General features: G+C 64.7%; 9 protein-coding genes. 1 reads left to right on the forward strand and 8 read right to left on the reverse strand.

Annotated features, from left to right (window positions below; genetic code table 11):
- Window positions 1–45 precede the first annotated feature (45 nt).
- Entirely contained in the window at window positions 46–1,032 is a 987-nt protein-coding gene (locus tag QZ213_RS02525; protein WP_291684470.1) for a DUF2155 domain-containing protein, read from the forward strand.
- A 12-nt stretch (window positions 1,033–1,044) separates the two neighbouring features.
- Here the strand turns inward: QZ213_RS02525 and aat are convergent, their stop codons facing one another.
- From aat to QZ213_RS02565, 8 genes are all read right to left on the reverse strand, one after another.
- Window positions 1,045–1,722 carry a leucyl/phenylalanyl-tRNA--protein transferase gene (gene aat, locus QZ213_RS02530; RefSeq protein WP_291684471.1) on the reverse strand — a complete coding sequence of 226 codons (678 nt, stop codon included), beginning with the start codon at window positions 1,720–1,722 and terminating at the stop codon, window positions 1,045–1,047.
- Between the two features lie 34 nt (window positions 1,723–1,756).
- Window positions 1,757–2,848: a response regulator gene (locus QZ213_RS02535; protein ID WP_291684472.1), complete on the reverse strand. Its 1,092-nt coding sequence runs from the start codon at window positions 2,846–2,848 to the stop codon at window positions 1,757–1,759.
- Entirely contained in the window at window positions 2,845–3,285 is a 441-nt protein-coding gene (locus tag QZ213_RS02540; protein ID WP_291684473.1) for a response regulator, read from the reverse strand. The genes QZ213_RS02535 and QZ213_RS02540 overlap by 4 nt, the downstream gene beginning before the upstream one ends.
- Complete coding sequence (locus QZ213_RS02545) at window positions 3,282–4,793, reverse strand: CHASE3 domain-containing protein (protein ID WP_291684474.1); 1,512 nt, start codon at window positions 4,791–4,793, stop codon at window positions 3,282–3,284. The genes QZ213_RS02540 and QZ213_RS02545 overlap by 4 nt, the downstream gene beginning before the upstream one ends.
- Before the next feature lie 145 nt (window positions 4,794–4,938).
- On the reverse strand, window positions 4,939–6,288 hold the full coding sequence (gene accC, locus QZ213_RS02550) for an acetyl-CoA carboxylase biotin carboxylase subunit (RefSeq protein WP_291684475.1): 1,350 nt from the start codon (window positions 6,286–6,288) through the stop codon (window positions 4,939–4,941).
- Window positions 6,289–6,312: 24 nt separating this feature from the next.
- Complete coding sequence (accB, locus tag QZ213_RS02555) at window positions 6,313–6,795, reverse strand: acetyl-CoA carboxylase biotin carboxyl carrier protein (protein ID WP_291684476.1); 483 nt, start codon at window positions 6,793–6,795, stop codon at window positions 6,313–6,315.
- A gap of 45 nt (window positions 6,796–6,840) precedes the next feature.
- Window positions 6,841–7,323 carry a type II 3-dehydroquinate dehydratase gene (gene aroQ / locus QZ213_RS02560; RefSeq protein ID WP_291684477.1) on the reverse strand — a complete coding sequence of 161 codons (483 nt, stop codon included), beginning with the start codon at window positions 7,321–7,323 and terminating at the stop codon, window positions 6,841–6,843.
- A 256-nt stretch (window positions 7,324–7,579) separates the two neighbouring features.
- Window positions 7,580–7,878, reverse strand: a 299-nt coding sequence (locus QZ213_RS02565; protein WP_291684478.1) for a DUF1236 domain-containing protein, incomplete at its 5' end; no start/stop codon positions are given.

Consider the following 7,878-nt stretch of genomic DNA (forward strand, 5'->3'; position numbering starts at 1 on the left):
GTCTGTACTATGTCGCGAGCCCGATTCGCCTTTTAAAGCCGCGAGATGCTTCGAACCATTACGCTAGCCGGTTTTGCGGCCCTTCTGGCCGCCAGTGCGATCTCGCTTGCGCCGCCGGCGCGCGCGCAGATTGGCAATATCTTTTCTGATCCGTCGCCGCGCCCGCCCGGCAATATTCCCCGCGGCAACCAGCAGCAGGCGCCCGACGACGAAGAGGAAGTACCGGAATTGCCGCAAGGCAGGGTGCTGCCGGCGCCCAACCGCCCGCTGCCGGGGCAGAATGTTCCGCCGCCCGGATCGGTGCAGTCGCAACCGTTGGCTCCGCCGCCCGGCACGTCCGTCGTTCCGCAGAACGTTCAGCCTGGCATCGCGGTGACGCCGCCGCAGCCCAACCAGGGGGTCGCGGTCGCCCCTCCCGGCGCCAATCCGCTGCCGGGCCAGAAGCAGCCCAAGAGCGTTCCGCAGGCGCCGGCCACCTTGCAGCCCGGCGACGAAGTCGTGACCGAGCCGCCGGCGCAGAAGATCGTCAACAAGAAGGCGAGCTTTTCGGGGCTGGACAAGATAACCGGCCGCATCATCAATTTTGACGAGGAGATCGGCGAGACCGTCCAGTTCGGCGCGCTGCGGGTCAAGACCGACGCCTGCTACACGCGCCCCGCCACCGAGGCCGCCAACACCGACGCCTTTGTCGAGGTCGACGAAATCACGCTGCAAGGCGAGGTGAAGCGGATCTTTTCGGGCTGGATGTATGCGGCGAGCCCGGGTCTGCATGGCGTCGAGCACCCGATCTATGACATCTGGCTGACCGACTGCAAAAACCCTGACACCACCATCGTCACGGCCGCGCCGACCGAACCGCCGAAGCCGGCACCGGCTGCCCCGCCGCCCGCACAAAAGCGCGCGGCGCCGAAGCAGGCCCCCCGTCCGCCGCAGCCACTACCACCGTCGCAGCAGCAGTCCCAGCAGCAGCAACCGCAGCCGCAGCCCCCGCCGCAGCAGCCCGGCGGCCTGTTCGGAATTTTCAGGCAATAACATTGGGGACGATCACCCGCGCGCGGCGATAATCGCAAGCGCTTCTTCGCCGCTGAGCGGGCGATCGACCGGCAGCCGGCAAAAATCCGCGTTCCCACGGATTGCCCGGTCGAGCAATGCGGTATAGCGGCGGCGCGGGATCTCGACCGCGCCGAAGCTGCGCAGATGCTCGGTGACATATTGCGTGTCCAGGAGCTCAAAACCGCCCGCGATCAGCCGCGCCACCAGATGCACCAGCGCCACTTTCGAGGCGTCGCGGGCGCGATGAAACATGCTTTCGCCGAAGAAGGCGCGCCCGAGGCTGACGCCATAGAGCCCGCCGGCGAGGTCGTCGTCCTGCCAGACCTCGACGCTGTGGGCGTGGCCAAGCTCGTGCAAGCCCTCATAGAGGTCCCGGATGCGCTTGTTGATCCAGGTGTCGTCGCGGCCCGCTTGCGGCGCTGCACAGCCCGATATCACGGCCTTGAAGGCCTTGTTGACGGTCACCGTGAACGCATCGGAGCGCACGGTGCGCTTGAGCCGGGAAGCGATGCGAAAACCGTCGAGCGGGATCACGCCGCGCATTTCCGGCTCGACCCAGAACAGGGTCGGATCGTCGGCGCTCTCGGCCATCGGGAAGATGCCGCAGGCGTAGGCCCGCAGCAGCACTTCGGGCGTGATCTCGGACGAGGCGGAGTCTCGGGACGTCATGCCCGGGAGGATAGCAGGGGGAAGGCCGTCGCGGCTAGCTCGCCGCCGTACAGCCGGGTTTTGCCGCGGCCTTGCTGACGCGGCCGAACCGCAGCACGATCCGGGTGCCGGCATGACCGGGATCGCGCTCGACGCTGGCCTCCAGCTTGGAGGCCATGGCGGTGACGATGCGCTGGCCCATGCCGGTGGAACGCGGATCGGTCTTGACGTTGAGGCCGACGCCGTTGTCGGCGATCGACATCACGAGATCGTCGCCTTGCGCAGTGAGTTCGACGTGAATCGGACCCGCGCCGTCGGGGTAGGCGTATTTGACGGCGTTCATCACGAGCTCGTTGACGATGATGCCGATCGCGACCGCGCGGTCGGGATCGATCTCGACCGGTTCGGCCTTGAGGGTCAGCCGCGACATCCGGTTGCCCTCGGCGGAACGCCGGAGGTCCTCGAGCAGCGCGTCGAGATACTGGTTCAACAGCACGCTCTTCAGGTCGTGGGAGGTGTAGAGCCGGCGGTGAACCTGCGCCACGGCGGCGACCCGGCCCATGGCGTTGGTCAGCGCGGCCTTGACGTCGTCCTGGGTGCTCGAATTCGCCTGCAGATGCAACAGCGAGGCGATGATCTGCAGCGAGTTGCCGACGCGGTGGTTGACCTCGCGCAGCAGCATTTCGCGCTCGGCGGCGAGCGCGGCATAGCGGTCGCGCGAGGCATGAACCTCGGCCTCCGCGTCGTCGCGGGCCTTTTGAATCTGCGCCTGCCGTAGCGCGCCGGCGACCGCGACCTGCAGCAGCGGGATGAACTCGCCCTGCACGTCCTTGACCAGATAGTCGGCGGCGCCGGCCTTCAGCGCGGTGACGGCGATGCTGGAATCCTGCGCGGCGGTGACGAACACCACCGGCGGCGCGTTCGGGATCGCCATGATCCGCTCCAGCGTTTCCAGACCGTCGAGGCCCGGCATGAATTGGTCGAGCGCGACGACGTCGATGCCGCCCTGCTGCAGGCGCTCCAGCCCCTCGTTGCCGCTGGCGGCATGCACGACCTTGAGGCCGAGCCGCGTCAGGCCGCGCTCGACCAGCCGGGCCAGCCCCTCGTCATCGTCGATGTACAGCAGTGTGGGCGTCGCGGGGGTCATGTGGCTGCCGAGGGGACCTGAATGACGGAGAAGAACAGCCCGAGCTGGCGAATGGCGTTGGCGAAGCTATCGTAGTTCACCGGCTTGGTGATGTAGACATTGCAGCCGAGTTCATAGCAGCGCTTGATTTCCTGGGAATCGTCGGTCGTGGTGAGCACCACGACAGGTGCGCATTTCAGATATTTGTTCTCCTTGACCCGCCGCAAGATGTCGATGCCGGTCATGTCGGGCAGATTGAGGTCGAGCAGGATCAACAGCGCGTGGCCCTTGTGATCGAGCGCCGAGCCGTCGCTGCCGAACAGATAGTTCACGGCGTCTGTACCGTTGGTGAACGGCATGATCTCGTTGTTGACGCCGGACCGGCGGATGTTCCGCTCGATCAGCCGGGCGTGGCCCTCGTCGTCCTCGATCATAATGATGGTAACTGGTTTGCTCATGTATCTCTGTTCCGGTTACTGGCTGTCCATTGGATCGGCAGCGTGATCGTGAACGTGCTGCCGTTGTTGAGTTCCGATTGCACCGACATGGTTCCACCCAGGCGCCGCACCAGCGCGCGGACATGGGCCAATCCGATGCCCTGTCCCGGTTTGTCCTGGGTGCCGGCGCGGCGAAACAGGTCGAAGATCCGCTGATGGTCCTTGGGGTCGATGCCGCGCCCGTTGTCGGCGACCTCGAAGATCGCAAAACCTATCTTGGTCCGGCCCCGCACCGAGATGTCGCCGGGCACGCCCGGCTTGAGGTACTTTAGCGCGTTATCAATCAGGTTGGAGAAAATCTGTTCCAGCGCGAGCCGGTCCGATACGATCTCCGGCAGCGGCTCGATGCGAATCTGCGCTTCCGCTTCCGCAGCCTGATGCGCCACCGTGGTGACAATGGCTTCGATCAGTTCGCGGGTGTCGATCCGCACCGGCTCGAACTCGCGCCGTCCCTCGCGGGTGAGGTTGAGGATCGCGGAGATCAGCCGGTCCATCTTGGCGATCGATGATTTGATGAAGCCCAACGCTTCCGCGAAATCCAGCGAGAGTTGCTTGTCTGCTCCCTCGAGGTCGGGCTCGGCGTCCCCGGCGAGCACCGGCACCGGCGCGGAGCCGACGGCGCGGCCGAGGGCCGCGATCCGCCTGAAGATGTCGGCGCGCAACTCCTCGAGTTCGCTGGTGAAGCCCATGATGTTGACCAGCGGCGAGCGCAGATCGTGGCTGACGATATAGGCGAAGCGCTGGATTTCGTTGTTGGCCTCGCGAAGGTCGGCGGTGCGCTCGTCGACGGTCGCTTCGAGATTGAGGTTGTTGTCGCGCAATTGCGCCTCGGCCCTGTCGCGCGCGCGCGCCGAGCGCCGCACCAGGAAAATCGAGATGCCGGCCAGCGCGATCACGAGGCCCGAGCCGGCGATGGTGACGGCCGAGGCGATGCGCTGACTGCGGTCGGCTGCAATGTTGCGGGCCGCGAACAGACGCTCTTCTTCGGCGCGCAGCGCCAGCGCCACCTCGCGGATCGCGCCGCTGCTGTTTTCCGCGGCAGCCTCGCGGACCAGCGCGACCGCGCCGGCGGGCTGGTTTTGCCTGACGAAGTCCATTTCCCGCGCGAACTGGTCGAGCCGCCTTTCGATCGCGATACGCAACTTCCTGGCGTTTTCGACTTGAGCCGGATTGTCTGCTGTAGCCTGCGCGAGCTTCTCGACGGCTGGCATAACCGTCGCCACGGCAGCGGTATGGTCGCTCAGGAATTCCGGTCCCAAGGTCAGCAAATAGCCTCGCGCGGCGCTCTCTGCCCGGCGGATTTCCAAGAGCAGCGCGTTGATCTGGTTTTCCACCTCGACGGTGTGCACCACCAGGCCGCTGTCTTCCCGCGCCTTGTTGACGAAGATGACGGACAACGCGCTGATGGCGACCAGCACCAGAAATCCCGCCGCAAGCAGCAGGACTTGCCCAACCGCGCGTCTGCGCATGGCATCAAGCGTCAAAGGTGTTTCACTTGGCGAAATTCAGCAGTCCCCCGCGGGGCAAGTTCCCGGCGACGCTAGAACTCTTGCCAGGGCAAATGGTTCCGTAGCCTTGAATTCTTTTCAGGCCGGCAGGCCGGGCAGGCCGGGCTCAGCCGGCCGGCTGGCCGGCCAGATACTGTTCGAGCCAGTGGATGTGATAGTCGCCGTCAATGATGGCGGGTTCGCGGACCAGGGCCCGGAACAGCGGCAGCGTGGTCTCGATACCTTCCACCACCATCTCGTCCAGCGCCCGGCGCAGCCGCATCAGGCACTCCTGTCTCGTCTTGCCGTGTACGATCAGCTTGCCCACCAGCGAATCATAATAAGGCGGGATGACGTAGCCCTGGTAGACCGCGGAATCGATCCGCACCCCGAGGCCGCCCGGCGGGTGGTATTGCAGGATCTTGCCCGGCGAGGGCCGGAAGGAGACGGGGCTTTCGGCGTTGACTCGGCATTCGATGGAGTGGCCGTTGATCACGACCTCATCCTGCGTCACCGGCAGGTCGCCCCCGGCGGCGATGCGGATCTGCTCCAGCACGAGGTCGATATCGGTGATCATCTCTGTGACGGGATGTTCGACCTGGATGCGGGTGTTCATCTCGATGAAATAGAATTCGCCGTCCTCGTAGAGGAATTCCACGGTGCCGACGCCGAGATATTTCATCTCCTGCATCGCCCTGGCGCAGGTTGCGCCGATCTTCTTGCGCGCCGTGGCATCGAGCGCGGGCGAGGGGCCTTCTTCCCAGACCTTCTGATGGCGCCGCTGCAGCGAGCAGTCGCGCTCGCCAAGATGGATCGCGCCGCCGCGGCCGTCCCCGAGCACCTGGATTTCGATGTGGCGCGGCTTCTGCAGGTATTTTTCCAGATAGACCGAGGCGTCGCCGAAGGCCGATTTGGCTTCGTTGGATGCGGTGGACAGCGCCAGCATCAAATCCTCGGCGCTCTGCGCGACCTTCATGCCCCGCCCGCCGCCGCCCGACGCCGCCTTGACCAGCACCGGAAAGCCGATGGCTTGCGCAATCCCCATCGCGTCGTCGTCGGGCCCGACCGCGCCGTCGGAGCCGGGCACCACTGGAATGCCGAGCTTCTTTGCCGTCTTCTTGGCCTCGATCTTGTCGCCCATCAGGCGGATGTGCTCGGCCTTGGGTCCGATGAAATGCAGATTGTGCTCGGCGAGGATTTCGGCGAACCGGGCGTTTTCCGACAGAAAGCCGTAGCCCGGATGCACCGCGTCCGCGCCGGTGATCTCGCAGGCCGCCAGCAGCGCCGGCACATTGAGATAGCTGTCCTTTGACGGCGGCGGGCCGATGCAGACGCTTTCGTCGGCAAGCCGCACATGCATGGCATCGGCGTCGGCGGTGGAATGCACCGCGACGGTGGCGATACCGAGTTCCTTGCACGCGCGCAGAACACGCAGGGCAATCTCGCCGCGATTGGCTATCAGGATTTTGTCGAACATCGCAGCGCCTGACGTTGACGAATTCTATTCAATGATGACCAGCGGCTCGCCAAATTCGACCGGCTGGCCGTCCTCGACGAGAATCTGCGTCACGGTGCCCGCACGCGGCGACGGAATCTGGTTCATCGTCTTCATCGCTTCGATGATCAGGAGCGTCTGTCCGACCGACACCTTGGAGCCGACTTCGATGAACGGCTTGGCGCCGGGCTCGGACGCCCAATAGGCGGTGCCGACCATCGGCGAGGGCACCACGCCCGGGTGTTTTGCCATATCGGCAACGGCCGCAGGCGTGACGCCCGCGGTCGCCGGCGCTGCGGCGGGTTGATAGCCCGTGGGCACCGATGCAGCGATACTGATGTTGCGCGCGACCCTTACCCGCAGGCCGGCGCGCTCGATCTCGATCTCGCTGAGATTGGTCTCGTCCAGCAGCAGCGCGAGTTCGCGGATGAGCGCGCTGTCGTCGCTTTTGGATTTTGCGGCTGTCTTGTCGTCAGGCTGGCGCGCCATGATCTTGATCCGGAACTTTCTTCAGGGGAATGACGGGCGGATATATCAGGCTTTTGCCTTGGCGCCGATCCTGGCGGCAAGACCGGAGATCGCGAGCCGGTAACCGTCGATGCCGAAGCCGCAAAGCGTCGCGAACGCGGCGCGGGCGGTGAAGGAATGGTGACGGAAACTCTCGCGGGCGTAGATATTGCTGATGTGCACTTCGACGGTGGGAATTTTCACCGCCGCCAAAGCGTCGTGCAGGGCGATCGAGGTGTGCGAATAACCGCCGGCGTTGATGACGATCCCGGCGGCCTTTTGGGCATGGGCCTCGTGGATGAAATCGATCAGTTCGCCCTCGCGATTGGACTGCCGGCAATCGGCCTTCAGCCCGAACTGCGCCGAGGTGTCGGCGCAAAGCTTTTCCACGTCGGCGAGCGTCGCATGGCCGTAGGTCTCGGGCTCACGGGTCCCCAGCAAATTGAGGTTCGGACCGTTGAGCACGTAGATCGTATCGGCAGGGCTTTTGTCGGCAAGGCTTTTGGCCATTCAAATCCCGGCAATGTGGGCTGTGGGTGGCCGGGGTTATAGGTAACAACAGGCCCAAGGGGAAGCCTTTAGGCCCCGTTGGACGCGCCCAAATGCCTTATCCATTTCGTAAAAACCTGTGCAGAACCCACTGAAATCGCTTGTTAACCAATGTTCAGAGATAGCTGTGGGGCCGCCGCAAGCGTCCCAAGATAAGGGGCGGGCATCGCTGCCCGCCCCGAACTCGTTTCCGTGGTCTCTTTTAGACTTCCAGCTCTTAGGCTTCCAGCACGGCCACGATCTCGAGCGTCCGCGGGTCCACCACGATGATCTGGTCGCGAACCAGGAAGAACTCATAACCGCGCCATTCCGGATAAACCGTCACGACTTCCGCCGGGAGCGGGTGGAACGACACTTCGCGCGGCACGCGGGTACCGACCGAGATCGAGAAGTTGACGTTGTTGACGGGCGCAATGCGCTGATCCCGGATCACCGTGGTGATCTTGGTGCGCTGCTCGGTCGAAAGCTTCGCGGCGGCGCCGGCCTGGCCGGTGGTGGTCTGTGACTTGGTTTCCG

This window comes from Bradyrhizobium sp., assembly GCF_017881085.1.
Lineage (GTDB): Bacteria > Pseudomonadota > Alphaproteobacteria > Rhizobiales > Xanthobacteraceae > Bradyrhizobium.

Bases quoted from the DNA above. Each gene is read 5' to 3' on its own strand.
- QZ213_RS02525 (WP_291684470.1), top strand. From the start codon at position 46: ATGCTTCGAACCATTACGCTAGCCGGTTTTGCGGCCCTTCTGGCCGCC.
- aat (WP_291684471.1), bottom strand. From the start codon at position 1,722: ATGACGTCCCGAGACTCCGCCTCGTCCGAGATCACGCCCGAAGTGCTG.
- QZ213_RS02535 (WP_291684472.1), bottom strand. From the start codon at position 2,848: ATGACCCCCGCGACGCCCACACTGCTGTACATCGACGATGACGAGGGG.
- QZ213_RS02540 (WP_291684473.1), bottom strand. From the start codon at position 3,285: ATGAGCAAACCAGTTACCATCATTATGATCGAGGACGACGAGGGCCAC.
- QZ213_RS02545 (WP_291684474.1), bottom strand. From the start codon at position 4,793: ATGCGCAGACGCGCGGTTGGGCAAGTCCTGCTGCTTGCGGCGGGATTT.
- accC (WP_291684475.1), bottom strand. From the start codon at position 6,288: ATGTTCGACAAAATCCTGATAGCCAATCGCGGCGAGATTGCCCTGCGT.
- accB (WP_291684476.1), bottom strand. From the start codon at position 6,795: ATGGCGCGCCAGCCTGACGACAAGACAGCCGCAAAATCCAAAAGCGAC.
- aroQ (WP_291684477.1), bottom strand. From the start codon at position 7,323: ATGGCCAAAAGCCTTGCCGACAAAAGCCCTGCCGATACGATCTACGTG.